Annotated in this window: 16 protein-coding genes; 4 read left to right on the top strand and 12 right to left on the bottom strand. The window is 71.9% G+C overall.

The features are described from left to right. Positions 1–19: 19 nt before the first annotated feature. From ACOJVX_RS10775 to ACOJVX_RS10740, 8 genes are all read right to left on the bottom strand, one after another. Positions 20–1,498 carry a glycosyltransferase gene (locus ACOJVX_RS10775; protein ID WP_422647485.1) on the bottom strand — a complete coding sequence of 493 codons (1,479 nt, stop codon included), beginning with the start codon at positions 1,496–1,498 and terminating at the stop codon, positions 20–22. Next, the gene (locus ACOJVX_RS10770) at positions 1,498–2,691 is read right to left on the bottom strand and encodes a glycosyltransferase (RefSeq protein WP_422647484.1); all 1,194 of its coding nucleotides are present in this window, start codon (positions 2,689–2,691) and stop codon (positions 1,498–1,500) included. Before ACOJVX_RS10770 ends, ACOJVX_RS10775 begins: the two co-directional genes overlap by 1 nt. A gap of 35 nt (positions 2,692–2,726) precedes the next feature. Beyond that, positions 2,727–4,058, bottom strand: coding sequence for a UDP-glucose dehydrogenase family protein (locus ACOJVX_RS10765; RefSeq protein WP_103055324.1), 1,332 nt, complete (start codon positions 4,056–4,058; stop codon positions 2,727–2,729). Positions 4,059–4,313: 255 nt separating this feature from the next. After that, positions 4,314–4,634, bottom strand: coding sequence for a hypothetical protein (locus ACOJVX_RS10760; RefSeq protein ID WP_418155537.1), 321 nt, complete (start codon positions 4,632–4,634; stop codon positions 4,314–4,316). A 116-nt stretch (positions 4,635–4,750) separates the two neighbouring features. After that, positions 4,751–5,146: a hypothetical protein gene (locus ACOJVX_RS10755; RefSeq protein ID WP_418155536.1), complete on the bottom strand. Its 396-nt coding sequence runs from the start codon at positions 5,144–5,146 to the stop codon at positions 4,751–4,753. Further along, positions 5,140–5,574 (bottom strand): hypothetical protein, encoded by a 435-nt coding sequence (locus tag ACOJVX_RS10750; protein WP_422646988.1) that lies wholly within the window; start codon positions 5,572–5,574, stop codon positions 5,140–5,142. The genes ACOJVX_RS10755 and ACOJVX_RS10750 overlap by 7 nt, the downstream gene beginning before the upstream one ends. 33 nt (positions 5,575–5,607) lie before the next feature. Then, positions 5,608–5,793, bottom strand: coding sequence for a hypothetical protein (locus tag ACOJVX_RS10745; RefSeq protein ID WP_030105388.1), 186 nt, complete (start codon positions 5,791–5,793; stop codon positions 5,608–5,610). After that, entirely contained in the window at positions 5,790–5,963 is a 174-nt protein-coding gene (locus ACOJVX_RS10740; RefSeq protein ID WP_418154612.1) for a hypothetical protein, read from the bottom strand. The genes ACOJVX_RS10745 and ACOJVX_RS10740 overlap by 4 nt, the downstream gene beginning before the upstream one ends. Before the next feature lie 167 nt (positions 5,964–6,130). On the opposite strand from ACOJVX_RS10740, the gene ACOJVX_RS10735 reads away from it, so the two are divergent. After that, positions 6,131–6,868, top strand: coding sequence for a GntR family transcriptional regulator (locus ACOJVX_RS10735; protein ID WP_418154613.1), 738 nt, complete (start codon positions 6,131–6,133; stop codon positions 6,866–6,868). Positions 6,869–7,208: 340 nt separating this feature from the next. Here ACOJVX_RS10735 and ACOJVX_RS10730 read toward each other — a convergent pair whose 3' ends face one another. The 4 genes from ACOJVX_RS10730 to ACOJVX_RS10715 form a co-directional block, all read right to left on the bottom strand. Then, a complete protein-coding gene (locus ACOJVX_RS10730) occupies positions 7,209–7,523 on the bottom strand; it encodes a hypothetical protein (protein ID WP_418154614.1) in 315 nt (104 codons plus the stop codon). Between the two features lie 151 nt (positions 7,524–7,674). Next, complete coding sequence (locus tag ACOJVX_RS10725) at positions 7,675–7,926, bottom strand: hypothetical protein (RefSeq protein ID WP_418154615.1); 252 nt, start codon at positions 7,924–7,926, stop codon at positions 7,675–7,677. Between the two features lie 46 nt (positions 7,927–7,972). Further along, positions 7,973–8,761 (bottom strand): hypothetical protein, encoded by a 789-nt coding sequence (locus ACOJVX_RS10720; RefSeq protein WP_418154616.1) that lies wholly within the window; start codon positions 8,759–8,761, stop codon positions 7,973–7,975. 140 nt (positions 8,762–8,901) lie between these two features. Further along, positions 8,902–10,308, bottom strand: coding sequence for a short-chain fatty acyl-CoA regulator family protein (locus ACOJVX_RS10715; protein ID WP_418154617.1), 1,407 nt, complete (start codon positions 10,306–10,308; stop codon positions 8,902–8,904). 280 nt (positions 10,309–10,588) lie between these two features. On the opposite strand from ACOJVX_RS10715, the gene ACOJVX_RS10710 reads away from it, so the two are divergent. The 3 genes from ACOJVX_RS10710 to ACOJVX_RS10700 are packed head-to-tail and all read left to right on the top strand — an operon-like array spanning position 10,589 to position 14,192. After that, positions 10,589–12,070 carry an MmgE/PrpD family protein gene (locus tag ACOJVX_RS10710; RefSeq protein WP_422647483.1) on the top strand — a complete coding sequence of 494 codons (1,482 nt, stop codon included), beginning with the start codon at positions 10,589–10,591 and terminating at the stop codon, positions 12,068–12,070. Next, the gene (prpB, locus tag ACOJVX_RS10705) at positions 12,070–12,963 is read left to right on the top strand and encodes a methylisocitrate lyase (RefSeq protein WP_418154619.1); all 894 of its coding nucleotides are present in this window, start codon (positions 12,070–12,072) and stop codon (positions 12,961–12,963) included. The genes ACOJVX_RS10710 and prpB overlap by 1 nt, the downstream gene beginning before the upstream one ends. A 53-nt stretch (positions 12,964–13,016) precedes the next feature. Beyond that, positions 13,017–14,192 (top strand): bifunctional 2-methylcitrate synthase/citrate synthase, encoded by a 1,176-nt coding sequence (locus tag ACOJVX_RS10700; protein WP_051314326.1) that lies wholly within the window; start codon positions 13,017–13,019, stop codon positions 14,190–14,192. Positions 14,193–14,503 lie beyond the last annotated feature (311 nt).

The following is a 14,503-nucleotide window of genomic DNA, read 5'->3' as shown; positions in this document are numbered from 1 at the left end:
GGTCCCTCCGGTGGGTCGGTCACGGCGTGGCCCGGGGCGGTCGGAGGCCCTGCTCCTCCAGCAGGGTCAGCAGGTTGTCGATGGACAGGTCGTCGGGGCCGGGAGGTTCCCCGGTGCCCCACTCGGCCGCGTCCACCCCCTCCACCCCGCCGATCTCGTCCAGGACACCGTCGAGGTCGGACGCATCCGGGGACAGCAGGGCGGCCCGCCGCACCAGGGCCGTCCGTTCGAGCCGGCCGAGCTCGCCCCTCTCGGGGAGGCCGAGCGGGACGACCGCGAGGCGCCGGACGTCCGACCACCGCACCAGCCGGGCCAGCGCCCCGGGGTGGAGGCGCCACCCGGCCGGGCAGGTGAACCGGAACGGGACGGGGAACGAGTCGCGCCCGGCCGAGGTGGCGAACCGGACCCGGCCCTCCCCCCGGTAGTGGACGCGGGTGAGCCGGGCGTCGACGAACTCCTCGGCGAGCACGTCCCGCCGTTCCCCGCCCAACTCGTCCCACGGCCCCAGCAGCGTGACCCGCACGTCGGGCACCCCGCCGGCCAGGGCCGCGTCCACGCTCGCGCACACCGCCTCGTGCCCGGCGCCCCGGGTGTCGATCACGACGTCGACGTAGGGCACCGTCCACTGCCGCGCCACGCCCCGGCGGGCCAGGCGCAGCGTCGGCACGAGATCCGCCAGGTAGGGGCGGTTGTGCCGGACCGTGCCCTCGGGGTCGCGGAGCAGACCGGAGGCGCCGAGGTGCCAGGACGTCGCGCCCGCCTCCGGCACGAACACCGCGCCGGCCTGCGACAGCCGGTAGCCCAGCTCGGTGTCCTCGCCGTGCGTCAGGCGCGGGTCGACGCCCCCGGCGGCCCGAAGCAGGTCGGCGGGGACGGACATGCTGGCGCCCACCAGGGTGGTGCCCACGCTCGGCCCGGCCTCCCGCAGCCCGTCGGTCTCCCCGCTGACCGCGTCGATCCAGTGGTTGGGCGTGGCGCCGGCCGGGTCGTACAGCTCACCGGAACGGCCCTCCGCGACCGAGGCCCGCACCTGCTCCGGGGTGAGGTCGCCGCTGGTGAAGTCCACCATCAGCCGGTGGCCGAGCACGACGAGGTAGTCGGCGAGGTGGTGCCACCGCAGGTGCAGCTCCACCTCCTCCCGGCAGGCGATCATGTCCGCGTCGAGCCGGTGGATGACCGTGCCCTCGGCGACGTCGACGCCCCGCCGCAGCGCGTGCCCCGGCCCCCACCCGTCGGGACCCGCCGTCACCAGCCGGGTGCGCTCCGGCCTGATCTCCGGCAACCGGACCGGCGGGGTGCTGCCGTCGTCGACCACGACGACCTCCAGCAGTTCAGCCGGGTAGGACTGGGCCGCCAACGCGGCCAGGGTGAGGTCCAGCCGGTCGTGGTAGTCGTGCGCGGGGATGACGACGCTCACGGGCAGCTCCGGCGTCCACCCGCCCGGGTCCGGTGGGTGGAGCACCCCGTGGTCGTTGTGCCGGATGCGGGGACGGGCCATCACCGCACCAGCCCTTCCAGGTGGGCCACGGCCGACTCCACCGGCGGCAGCGCCAGCATCCGCCGCTGGGCGCGGCGGAGCCGGGCTCCGTACCCGGGATCGTCCAGCAGGGTCCGGCAGGCCTCGGCGACGTGGTGGCCCTCGGGGTCGGCGACCCGCACCCCCAGGCCGAGCTCGATCAGCCGGTCGCTGTTGTGCTCCTGGTCGCCGAACAGGGGCAGCACCGCCATCGGCACCGCCGCGCGCATCGACTCGCGGATGCTGTTGTAGCCGCCGTGGGTGACGAACAGCTGCGCGCACTGCAACAGCGACGGCTGGGGGATGTGGTCGACCACGTGCACGTTCTCCCCGGCGAGATCCGGGTCGACGGGGATCCCCCCTGTGGCGACCACGCCCACGCAGTCCAGTTCGGACAGGCCGGCGATGAAGGACTCGGGGACCACCGCGAACGGGTGCTCGGTGACGGAGTCGGGGAGCTGCCCAGGCTCCGGGGTGAACCCGGGGAGCATGGTGCCGGCCGAGGCGATGACCAGCGGTCGGTCCGCCGGCAGGTCGGCGACCCAGTCCGGGAGCCGTTCGGCGCGGGTCACCGCCGCCGGCTGCTGGTAGGCGAAGGCCGGTGCGGCGTCCGACCGGGCGAAGGAGAGTTCGGCGGGCACGCAGTCCAGGCGGCCGTGCGGGTACATGGCCAGCGGGTCGTCCAGGGGTGCCAGCCCCAGCTCGGCGCGGCGCCCGTTGAGCTCGGCGTGCACCAACGCGGGGTCGAGGAACTGGCCGGTCCCCGACGGCGCGGGCACCGAGGGGACTCCGAGCGCCTCCGCGACCAGGGCGCCAGCGAAGTCGGTGCCGTCCCGCAACACCAGGTCGGGGTCGAAGTCCCGGGCCAGGGGCAGGATCGCCTCGTGGTTGGCTGCGATGTGGGGGCCGCAGCCGGTCATCACCCACAGCGCCTGGTGGTGCCGGTCGACGTCCGCCGGCACCGTGGAGGTGCCGTCGGCCAGGGCCCGCATCACCAGGTCGGCCAGTTCGGACAGGACCGGTTCGACGCGGACCGGTTCACCGTCGAACACGGCTGCCGGTTTCGGCGGCGCGACGACCAGGAGCTCGTGCCCGGCCGCGACGAGGCCCCGCGCGAGGGGCAGCAGCGCCCTGGCGTGGGAGGGGGTTCCGGTGATCGTGCAGAGCACGCGCATCGCGGTGTCCTTCTCTTCTCGGATGGTCGACCCGGTCAGGGTTCGGGGACCAGGTCGGGCTCGGCACGGGCCGCCCCGGGGGCGGCACCGAAACCGGTCAACGTGATCCCCGCGCCGGCGAGCACGTCGGGATCGAGGTGGTTGCGGGTGTCGACGACGACGGGCCGGGCCAGCAGCCCGGCCACCCGCGACCAGTCCAACGCCCGGAACGACGGCCACTCGGTGAGCAGCACCAACCCGTCCGCGCCTTTCGCCGCCTGGTAGGGGTCGTCGGTGACCGCCACCGCGCCACCGGGGATCTCCCGGGTCACCGCGACCGCCGGGTCGTGGGCGACGAGCTCGGCACCCCGCCGGGCCAGCAGTTCCGCGATCGCCAGCGCGGGCGAGTCCCGCAGGTCGTCCGTTCCGGCCTTGAAGGTGAGGCCCAACAGCCCGAGCCGGAGCCCGTCGAGGGACCCACCGCAGGCGGCCTCGACCCTGTCCACCACCCGCTCCCGCTGCCGCTCGTTGGTGCGGACGGCCTCGGCGAGGAGGGGGAAGTCGAAACCCACCGACTCCGAGACCCGCAGCAGCGCCATCGTGTCCTTCGGCAGGCAGGACCCGCCCCACCCCGGCCCCGGCCGCAGGTAGGACTGGCCGATCCGCTGGTCGTAGCCCATGCCGGTGAGGATGTCGGCGATGTTCCCGCCGAGGCGTTCGGACAGCTCGGCGATGGAGTTGACGTAGGACAGCTTCGTGGCGAGGAAGCAGTTCGCCGCGTACTTGACCAGTTCGGCGCTGGTGGCGTCGGTGAGCACGGCCGGCGCCCCGAGCCGCGCGTAGAGGGCGAGGACCCGTTCGGCCGCGCGGCGGCTGTCGGAACCGACGACGATCCGGTCGGGTGAGAGGAAGTCCGCCACCGCGCTGCCCTCGCGGAGGAACTCGGGGTTGCTGACGACGTGGACGTCGTCGCGGCCCAGGATCTCCGCCATCCCACGTGCCGTCCCCACCGGGACGGTGGACTTGTTCACCAGGACGCAGCCCGGGGCCAGCAGTGCTCCGGTCTCCGCCAGGACCGCCGACACCGCCGTGAGGTCGGCCGTCCCGTCCGGCCCCATCGGGGTGGGCAGGCAGAGGATGACCACCTCGGCGTCGCGGACCGCCCCGGCCGCCCCGACCTCGAAGGCGAGCAGCCCGGAGGCCTGGCCCTGCCGGATCAGCTCGGGCAGCCCCGGTTCGAGGATGTCGACCTCGCCCCGGCGGAGGCGGTCGACCTTGGCGGAGTCGATGTCGGCGCACCGCACGCGATGTCCCAGCGAGGCCAGGCACGCTCCGGTGGTGAGTCCGACGTAGCCGCTCCCGATGACGGCGACGGTGTAGCGGTACACGGGGCTTCTCCTTGCCTCGGAACTGCCTGCTGGAGGGCCCGGCGGCGGGTGGCGCGGACACCGGCCCAGCCCACTGAGCACCCCTTGGCCCGGTGCGGCGGCGATGGCGGGCAGCGGGAGGTGACGGACGGTGGGCACGGTCGGCGCCCGCGACGACTCGCTGGTGCGGGTGAGCTGGGGTGAGCGCGCACACCACCGGGAAGGCCGGGAGGTCGCCGAGCAGCGGCACGGGGAACCGCGTCGATCCGGTGAAGGTCATCGGCACCACGGCCACCGCGAACGCGACGCCGTGACCTCCCCGGCGCTGCTCGCCACCCGGGTATCGAGCACACCGACGGTCGTGGTGGGGCCCGCTCCGCCGGGTCCGAGAACGCCGAGCATCTCCCCACGACGCACGGAGGAGCACAGCCCCGCCACGGCGAGGCGCCGCGCCCCCGGGTAGCGCTCGACCAATCCGCGCACCTGGGCCGCGAGGCCCGGCCCTGGGGGAAACGCGCGCATCGGGTTCCCTCCCTCGGCCGTGATCTCCGCGAGGACCGAACGGCGGGCGCCGGTCACGTCGAGGGTCATGGTCACCGCGCCCGACCACGCCGGAAAATGGCAGGCGGCTACCGGACACCCACTGGCGGGTAAACGCGGAGGACGGCGAGGGAGCAACGGAGCGACGTGCCGTCGGAGGGACGGTTCGCCGCCTAGTCCCGGAACTCGAAGTAATCCAGCACGATCATCAGCAGCGGTGTCAGCCGGCCCACCAGCTCCCGTCCGCCTTCGGTGAGCTGGTGCCGCCGAATCACGGGCGCCCCGGGGGCGGGGCTGGCACGGACCACGCCCCGCAGCAGCAGGTGACGGCACTGGAGGTGCCTGCGGACCGTCTCCCACGCCGGGTGGGACAGTCCCACCCGGTGGCGTACGGCGCTGGCCGTGGTGGGGCCGTCGGCGACGACTTCGAGCACGGCCGCGCCCGACACGGTCAGGTCGTGCACCCGGCAGGCGGTGGCGGTGAGCACCGCGACCGGGGCCGACGGGTCGAGGTGTCCCGCGCGTAGCGCGTGGGTGAGCCGGGTGGCGGGGGCGTAGGGGTTCACCACGTTTCCGCTTCCTCGTGGCGGGGGAGCCAGCAGGCCAGGCAGAACTCCACGCCGGGGGTGAGCAGGCTGACCAGTTCGGTGTCGGCCGCCGGGGTCCAGATGCCGCAGGCGGTCCGCACGTCCAGGTCGGTGCGGTCCCGGGTGAGGTGGGCGGCGGTGTGTCCGGGGACGACGAGGGCGGCGAACAGGTCCGGTTTCATGATCTCGGCGCAGTGCGCGCAGGGTTGGTAGGGGATCTCGGGTGGGCGTTCGTCGTGGCCCACGACGACCGGGTGTCCGCAGAGGGTGTGGATGGTGGTGCCGATGAGGTGCTCGCCGTAGCCGCCGAGCACCAGGTGTCGCCACCACAGCCAGCCGGCGGGTGGTTTCGCGTCGATGCGCCAGAAGGCGGGCGGCTGCCCGGCGGTGACGCGGTCATGTTCAGGCATGTGGGACCGTCCCCGACAGTCGGTCGACAGGGTTCAGGCGGCCAGGGCGGCCACGATGGCCACGGTGGTGGCGGTACTCAGCAGGATCACGGCCGTCACGCGGGCCATGGCGGCGAAGCGCCGCCGGCGCAGGCGCCGCCGCTGGGCCTGGAAGGCGCGCATCGCCAGGAGGTCGCGTGTGCGGGCGGTGTCGGCGAGGTCCCCGCCGTGGCCGGTCACCGGGTGGCTCGGGTGGTGAGGGTGCGGAAGGTTCCGGTCTCGGGGTCGTACTCGACGACCCGGTGGCCGCGTGGTTCCGGGGGTAGTCCGCGTTCCGCGAGCCACGCCGCCCCCCGCAACAGCAGGGCTACACTCAGAGAAACGGTGATCACCAGGCACAATGCCCACATCGGTACATTCCCTCCGAACGAACAAGGAGCGCTGCGCGGTCGGGGAACCAATGGAAGAGACCCGCCGCCACAAACGAAAGCGCCAAAGGTGTAGATGTTTGCTGTAGGGTGAAGCTAGCAGCAAGATCGACCAAACATCTACACGTTCACCCCTTAGGAGTAGGCCCGTGGGAACAACCTTGTACAGCCGCATCGCCTCCGATCTCAGGGACCAGATCGCGAGCGGGGAGTTCCCGCCCGGATCGACGCTTCCCGCGATACCCGAGTTGATGACGCGCTACGACGCAGCACGTGACACCGTTCGCGACGCGATCAGGGTCTTGTCGGTTGAGGGACTGGTGACCCCACGACGAGGCATCGGAACGGTCGTCCGGGAAACCAGCCCGGTACGGCTCGAATATGCGCCGATCGGTGCCGCGCGCACCTGGGAAGCCCAGACCGCGGGAGAAGGAACGGACAAGCTCGTTTCAGCCGAGTGGGAACAAGCCGACCGTGACGTCAGCAGCCGGCTCCGCGTCGACATCGGCGAGCGGGTCATCCGGCGAGTCCGCCACCACTACCAGGGCCAGGGCATCGTGCAGGTGCACGAACAGTGGATTCCGGGAACGCTGGCCGAGCTGATCGCCGCCAAGGGAGGCGGCGACCTCGCGGACACCACCCGAGGACCAGGCAACATTTTCCAGGAGGCCGACGCAGCCGGACGGAAACCCGCGTCCACCACCGAACGCATCACCGCCCGGATGCCAGACCCGGACGAGCGCGAGGCCCTGGAACTCCCCGTCGGCGTCCCCGTCCTGGTCACGAACCGGACCACGGTGGACGTGGACGGTCAACCGATCGAGTCCAGCCACATCGTGAGCGCCAGCGACAGGGTCAGCCAGTCCTTCACCGTCCAGCTGGGCTGACAGCAGCCCGTCCCGAGGGGATGTAGGTCGGCACCACCAGTCCAGGACACGCTCCTTACGGGCTCGCGCACCGACAAGCCATCCGATGAAAGGGCGGCACGGTGAGCCTGAACTGGCGTGCGTCTCGTTTGACTCGGGACAGTGCGCAGTGCGGCGAGGCGGGACGCAACAGGGGTGTCCGGCTGGGCGACACGAAGCACCGCGACGGCGACGCTCTCGGCATCGACCACCACACGGGCTCGACGTCCTCACGGCAGCGAAGCCCGGACTCCCACAGGCAGCATCCTGACGAGCCCCCCGACCAGCAGCACTCCCGGCCAGGGGCTCGTTCCATATCGGCTCACGCAAACCACGCGATATCACCGAAGTCGACTTCACGGCCGGCCTCCTCGTACCTCCGCGTCTCGCGTTCGATGCGCGCAGCCGACTCCTCCCGAGTACCGCCCCAGGGCACGAATCCGTCCTCACGGAGATCACCCGGGGTGACCTTCCCCTCGCGAACGAGCTCAGCCGCTATACGGCCCGCCCGAGAAATCTGCCGCTGCGAGGGATCGCCGCCGACATGAACACCAAGACCGCTGATCTCGGCCATCATCACGTAATCGTCTTCGACGAGGTCACACACTGACTCCCGAACCTCGTAGTCAAGGCCCATCCTGGTCATTCCTTACCGCATTCACTTCAAGGAGACTTTACTACCTGTCCCTGATGTCGATCGCGGTGGTGGTCACGACGTGGCGACGTGATGGGCACTAACGTGCCCTTGAAACCCCAACTGATTGTTCGAGGGCTGGGTCCCTGCCAGCTCACGTGAACCACGCAATGTCACCGAACTCGACTTCGCGGCCGGCAGCCTCGTACTCACATGCCTCCCGTTCGATGCGCGCCGCCGATTCTTCCCGAGTGCTGCTCCAGGGTACGAATCCCTCCTCGCGGAGATCACCAGCGGTAATCCTACCCTCACGGACGAGCTGCGCAGCGATGTGCCCCGCCCTGCTGATTTGCTTGTCGAAACGCACTCCTCCGACGGCTACAACAGCCCCGATAACGTCAGACATCATGACATAGTCAAACCGAGCAAGATCGCACACAGATTCTCGTACCTCATGGTCGATGTCCACTTACTTCTATCTCCCTCATCGCAACGTGCACCTTGAACAAGTTTCGCTGACTGTCCCGAATGTCCAGAGTGGGATCATCTTTCGTCGATGCCGAGGTGTAACGGTAACCAATCCTGGTACCGTCAGGCTGTACCATCATGACCCCTCGATATCCAGGTACATCGACCTCGCGGGCCCCCTGGGAGAGGGCGTCGAATATCTCACGCACCTCGTCTGCGGTATCGACTTCACGTACCGCGATTCTCCTCCCGTGCGGCGACCGCCGGCCGATTCCTTCTCCCTTGTCCCTCGCGTAGTCGCTCGCGGTCTTCCCTCGCCACGTTCCCACCCTCGGCGGCGCGGCCGGTGGTGCCGCAACCATAGGAGCGGACGGCGCGGCCGGTGGCACGACAGTCGTGGGAGCGGGCGGCGCGGCCGGTGGCACGACAGTCGTAGGAGCGGACGGCGCGGCCGGTGGCACGACAGTCGTAGGAGCGGACGACGCGGCCGGCCCCGCGTGGACGTCGCCGGCGATGCCGTCCAGGTAGCGGCGGATGATCTCGGCGGACCGCCCGAACGCCTCGTACGCCTGCTTCACCGGCTCCGCCGCGTCGGCGGCCGACTTCACCACCCACACCACGTCGTGATCCGCCGAGCCCAAGAGGAGATGCGCGGTGAGCTGGCACCCCCGCTCCGCCCGGTCGAGCGCCGCCACCAACCCCCGTTGGGCTTCCTCGATCTCCACCAGGACCGCCCGTGCCTGGGCCACGACATCCGCGACGGACACAGTCACCTCCCCACCTCGGCGATCACCGTACGCTACCGAGAACCACCGTCCGTGAGGATTTGGCGGACTGGGAAATCGGCTCCGGTCCGCGGAACGAGGCCGACCGGGCAGTCCTGTTGGGAGACGCCCCGTCCTCCGGCGACGGATCAGCCAGCCGGCGGGTAGGGCAGGGTGGTGCTGCTGTTCTCGTCCACCCGCAGCGGCCGGCCCAGCAACGGGAACGCCCGCTGCGGGCAGGCGGGGCGTTCGCACACCCGACATCCCATACCGATCGGCGTGACCCGGGCCTCCTCCCCCAGCGCCAACCCGTCGGAGTAGACGAGTCGCCGGGCGTGCGGGAGTTCGCAGCCCAGGCCCACGACGAAGGTCTTCCCCGGGTCGCCGTGGCCGCCGGTGGTCCTGGACACCGTGCGGGCGATCCAGAAGTACTTCTTGCCGTCGGGCAGTTCGGCGATCTGCGTGAGCACCCGACCGGGGGAGCCGAAGGCCTCGTAGATGACCCACAACGGGCAGGAACCCCCGACGCGGGAGAAGTGGAACCCGGTCGCCGACTGCCGTTTGGAGATGTTGCCCGCCCGGTCGACCCGCACGAACGAGAACGGCACGCCACGCGCGTTGCGCCGTTGGAGGGTCGACAGCCGGTGGCACACCGTCTCGAAGCCGACCCCGAAGTGGTCGCAGATCCTGGCGATGTCGTACCGGTACCGTTCCGCGACCCCGAGGAAGGTGCGGTAGGGCAGCACCAGGGCGCCGGCGAAGTAGTTGGCCAGTCCGATCCGGGCCAGGCGGCGGGCGGTGCCGCTGCCGAAGGCCCAGGACGCGACGAGCCGGTCGATGACCTCCCCCACCTCCAGGAGCGCCAGTTGGGAGGCGAGCCGGAAAGCGGCCTGACCCGGCCGCAGCGTCGGCGCGAGGTGCAGGACCCGCCGGTCGGGGTCGTAGCGGTGCTGGTCCGATCCGGGTTCGATACCCCGCGTGGTCACCTCGACCCCGTGGCGGTCGGCGAGGGCGGCGACGAGGGCGGGGCGCACCTCCCCTGGCCGCAGGCGGAGCTCCACCGCCAGGCGTTCGGCGGGTTCGTCGAGCTCGGCGACGTAGTTCTGCCGTTGGTAGAAGTAGTCGCGGATCTCCTCGTGCGGCATGGGGCCGGCGACCCGCTCCGGATCGCGGCCGCCCGTGATCGCCGCGAGGTTCTCGGTGGCCTCCCGGTAGCGGCGGTGCAGGCCGACGAGCGCGCGGGCGACCCCGGGGAGGTTGGCGGTGAGCTCGTCGAGTTCGCCGGCGGAGAGGGTGTCGGCCACCGCCGCGTCGGCGAAGACCTCCCGGACGTCGGCGACCAGGCGCACCGTGTCCTGGGGGGCGAAGAACTCGGCGTCCAGCCCGAACGTCTCGGTCAGCCGGAGCAGGACCGGGACGGTCAGCGGTCGGGTGTCGTGTTCCAGCTGGCTGACGTAGCTCGGCGAGACGTCGAGCGACCTGGCCAGGGCGACCTGGCTGAGGCCCCGGTCCCGCCGCAGTTGCCGGAGCCGGGCTCCCGCGTAAATCTTCTCCACCCGAGGACGTTAACAAGCTTCACAGATCAGGGCGAAGTTTTCACAACACTTGGCAGCCAGGAGAGGTAGCAGCGGCCGGTTCGCGGTGCCACGATTTCGGTGAGGGCGTCACAAGCTTCACAGGAGGGGCGGGAACCAGCCGAGGAGCGGGCTCCCCACCGGAAGGCCCCGGCCGGGGAACTCGTCCTCCTCGGAGGCGTTCCGCCACCGGCCGGCGAGGTGGTGGCCGCGCCGAACCGCCCGGCGCCCGCCGCCCACTCGAGGGACCTCAGGGAGAGTGATGATCGACCACGTGGTGCGCACCTACCCGTCAGCCGAGCCCCTGCCCAGGGAGGAACAGCTGGCCTGGAAGCTGGCGGCCGTGGCCACCGACCCGGTGGCCGTCGAGCCCGAGGTCACCGAGATGGTGATCAACCGGGTCATCGACAACGCGGCGGTGGCCGCGGCGTCCCTGGCGCGTCGCCCCGTGCTCGCGGCCCGGGACCAGGCCACCCGGCACCCCGCCTCGCCGGGGGCGGTGGTGTTCGGCACGGCCGGCCGGTACTCGCCGGAGTGGGTGGCCTGGGCGAACGGGGTGGCGGTCCGGGAGCTGGACTTCCACGACACGTTCCTCGCCGCCGACTACTCCCACCCGGGGGACAACATCCCGCCCGTGCTCGCGGTCGCCCAGCACACCGGGGCCACCGGGGCGGACCTCGTCCGGGGGATCGCCGCCGGCTACGAACTCCAGGTCAACCTGGTGCGCGGCATCTGCCTGCACGAGCACAAGATCGACCACATCGCCCACCTGGGCCCCTCCGCCGCCGGCGGGATCGGCGCCCTGCTCGGCCTGGACACCGCCACCGCGCACCAGGCCATCGGGCAGGCCCTGCACACGACCACGACCACCCGGCAGTCCCGCAAGGGGGAGATCTCCTCGTGGAAGGCCTACGCGCCCGCCTTCGCCGGCAAGGTCGCCGTGGAGGCGGTGGACCGGGCGATGCGCGGTGAGGGCGCGCCCAGCCCGGTCTACGAGGGTGAGGACGGGGTCATCGCCTGGCTGCTCGGCGGTCCCGAGGCCCGGTACACGGTCCCGCTGCCCGCCCCCGGCGAACCGAAGCGGGCCATCCTCGCCACCTACACCAAGGAGCACTCCGCCGAGTACCAGAGCCAGGCGTTGATCGACCTCGCCCGCCGGCTGGGTCCGAGGATCGGCGACACCGACAAGGTGGTCCGGGTGCTGATCCGCACCAGCCACCACACCCACCACGTCATCGGTTCCGGGTCCGGCGACCCGCAGAAGTACGACCCGAACGCCAGCCGGGAAACCCTCGACCACTCGATCCCCTACATCTTCGCCGTCGCCCTCCAGGACGGCAGCTGGCACCACCAGCGCTCCTACGAGCGCTCCCGCGCGACCCGCCCGGACACCGTCGAGTTGTGGGGTCGGGTGAGCACGGTGGAGGACCCGGAGTGGACCCGGCGCTACCACGCGCCGGAACCCGCGTTCGGGGGTCGGGTCGAGGTCGAACTCGCCGACGGCACGGTGCTCGCCGACGAGATCGCGGTGGCCGACGCGCATCCGGCGGGCGCTCGGCCCTTCGCCAGGGAGCAGTACGTGGCGAAGTTCCGGGAGCTCGCAGACGGGGTGGTGCCCTCGGAGGACCAGGACCGCTTCCTCGACGCGGTCACCCGGTTGCCGGAGCTCGACGCGGCGGAGGTGGCGGCCCTCGCGCTCCCCTCGCTCTCCGACCCGGCGCCCGCGACGAAGGGGATCTTCTGATGCTGTACTCGACGACCTCGGCAGCCGAGAAGCGGTCGGCGTTCCGCGCCGACCTGGCGTCGGGGCGGCTGCTCCGGTTCCCCGGCGCCTTCAACCCGTTGTCCGCGCGGCTGATCCAGCGGGCCGGTTTCGAGGGGGTGTACGTCTCGGGCGCGGTCCTGGCCGCCGACCTCGGGTTGCCCGACATCGGCCTGACGACGCTGACGGAGGTCGCCGGCCGGTCCCAGCAGATCGCGCGGATGACGGACCTGCCCGCGCTGGTGGACGCCGACACCGGGTTCGGGGAGCCGATGAACGTGGCCCGCACGGTGCAGGCGTTGGAGGACGCCGGGGTGGCCGGGTTGCACCTGGAGGACCAGGTCAACCCGAAACGCTGCGGGCACCTCGACGGCAAGGAGGTCGTGGACCGGGACACCGCGGTGCGGCGGATCTCGGCGGCGGTGACCGCCCGGCGCGATCCGAACTTCGTCATCGCCGCGCGGACCGACGCGCGGGGGGTGCTCGGGATGACCGAGGCCGTGGAACGGGCCCGGGCCTACCAGGACGCCGGGGCGGACCTGATCTTCCCGGAGGCGATGGCCGACGCATCCGAGTTCGAGCGCATCCGCTCGGCCGTGGACGTCCCGATCCTGGCGAACATGACCGAGTTCGGCAAGAGCGAGCTGCTGAGCACCAGCACCCTGGAATCGCTCGGGGTGAACCTGGTCATCTACCCGGTGACGCTGCTGCGGCTGGCGATGCGCGCGGCGGAGGACGGCCTGACGACCATCGCCGACCAGGGCGGTCAGGCGGAACTGCTCGACCGGATGCAGCACCGCCGGGAGCTGTACGACCTCGTGGACTACGCGGGGTACGGGACCTTCGACTCCTCCGTGCACGACTTCCGCGTCTGAGCCCTCGTCGCGGCTGCCCGCGGGCGCCGCGCCCCAGCCGAAGGGGGACACCGATGTCCACTCCCACCGTCCACCGGGGACTCGCCGGCGTCGTGGCCGACACGACGGGCATCTCCTCGGTGAACCCCGACACCAACTCGCTCACCTACCGCGGCTACGCCGTGCAGGACCTCGCCGAGCACTGTCGGTTCGAGGAGGTCGCCCACCTGCTCTGGCACGGCGAGCTGCCCACCGCCGAGCAGCTCGCGGCGCAGGACGCGGAGGAACGCGGGCTGCGCGCGCTGCCGCCGGACCTCGTCGGGCTCCTGCTCGCGCTGCCCCCGACCGCCCATCCGATGGACTCGTTGCGGACCGCCGTGAGCGTGCTCGGCGCTAACGACCCCGGGGAGGACGACAACTCCCCGGCGGCCAACCACGCCAAGTCCCTCCGGTTGTTCGCCGCGCTCCCCGCCGCCGTCGCGCTCACCCAGCGGCGCCGCCGGGGCCTGCTGCCGCTGGAGCCGAGGGCTGACCTGGGCTACGCGGAGAACTTCCTGTACATGACCTTCGGGGAGGTGCCGGAACCGGCGATCGTCCGTGCCTTCGAGATCTCCCTCGTGCTCTACGCCGAGCACAGCTTCAACGCCTCCACCTTCACCTCGCGGGTGGTCACCTCCACGCTCTCCGACCTCTACAGCGCGGTGACCGCGGCGGTGGGGGCGCTCAAGGGCCCGTTGCACGGCGGGGCGAACGAGGCGGTGATGGCGACCCTCGCCGAGATCGGGAGCGCCGACCGGGTGGAGGGCTGGTTGTCGCGGGCGTTGGCGGAGAAGCGGCGGATCATGGGGTTCGGCCACCGCGTCTACAAGCACGGCGACTCCCGGGTGCCGACGATGCGGGCGGCGCTGGGCGAGGTCGTCGAGGCGCGGGGTGGGGAGGACCTGCTGGCGATGTACGAGGCACTTGCCTCGGCGATGCTGCGGGAGAAGGGGTTGCACCCCAACCTCGACTACCCGGCGGGGCCGGCCTACCACCTGATGGGGTTCGACACCCCGACGTTCACGCCGATCTTCGTGGCCGCCCGGATCACCGGGTGGACGGCGCACATCGCCGAGCAGTTGGCCCGCAACAGCCTGATCCGCCCGACGAGCCTCTACACCGGGCCGGCCGAGCGGCGGGTGGGCCGAGGTGCGCCGCCCGCGCCGAGGGCGGCCGCGGAGGACGGCTCCCCCGCCCGTCGCGTTCGCTGAGCCGGCCCGCCGCACCCGCCCGGGTCCCCCGGGTGCGGCGACGTCGGGGCGGCACCTCCGCCGGGTAGTCGCCGCCGACCGCGACCCGCCCCGGTCCTGGCCCCGCCGGGACCGGGGCCTTCCGCTGCCCGGGGAGTCCGGGCCCGCCGGCGACGGGTCCGAAGCACCGTTCCCGGGTCCGCGCCACCGGGACCGCCACGGGCCGGACCGGCGCAGGGCCTTCGACCGCGTGCTGGGCCGCCCGCGCGGCGCGGTTGTCGTCGGTGTTCCTCCCCCATCGCTGGTGGCGCGGCTCCTGATGCGGGTCACGC

This window comes from Actinoalloteichus caeruleus (assembly GCF_049311605.1).
GTDB classification, from domain to species: Bacteria; Actinomycetota; Actinomycetes; order Mycobacteriales; family Pseudonocardiaceae; genus Actinoalloteichus_B; species Actinoalloteichus_B caeruleus.
The sequence above is the reverse complement of the archived record's forward strand: the minus strand, read 5'-3'. Positions and strand labels throughout refer to the sequence as shown.

Excerpts from the sequence above, each read along its gene's own strand:
- ACOJVX_RS10775 (WP_422647485.1), bottom strand. The coding sequence starts at position 1,498 with ATGGCCCGTCCCCGCATCCGGCACAACGACCACGGGGTGCTCCACCCA.
- ACOJVX_RS10770 (WP_422647484.1), bottom strand. The coding sequence starts at position 2,691 with ATGCGCGTGCTCTGCACGATCACCGGAACCCCCTCCCACGCCAGGGCG.
- ACOJVX_RS10750 (WP_422646988.1), bottom strand. The coding sequence starts at position 5,574 with ATGCCTGAACATGACCGCGTCACCGCCGGGCAGCCGCCCGCCTTCTGG.
- ACOJVX_RS10740 (WP_418154612.1), bottom strand. The coding sequence starts at position 5,963 with ATGTGGGCATTGTGCCTGGTGATCACCGTTTCTCTGAGTGTAGCCCTG.
- ACOJVX_RS10730 (WP_418154614.1), bottom strand. The coding sequence starts at position 7,523 with ATGGGCCTTGACTACGAGGTTCGGGAGTCAGTGTGTGACCTCGTCGAA.
- ACOJVX_RS10725 (WP_418154615.1), bottom strand. The coding sequence starts at position 7,926 with ATGTCTGACGTTATCGGGGCTGTTGTAGCCGTCGGAGGAGTGCGTTTC.
- ACOJVX_RS10710 (WP_422647483.1), top strand. The coding sequence starts at position 10,589 with ATGATCGACCACGTGGTGCGCACCTACCCGTCAGCCGAGCCCCTGCCC.
- prpB (WP_418154619.1), top strand. The coding sequence starts at position 12,070 with ATGCTGTACTCGACGACCTCGGCAGCCGAGAAGCGGTCGGCGTTCCGC.
- ACOJVX_RS10700 (WP_051314326.1), top strand. The coding sequence starts at position 13,017 with ATGTCCACTCCCACCGTCCACCGGGGACTCGCCGGCGTCGTGGCCGAC.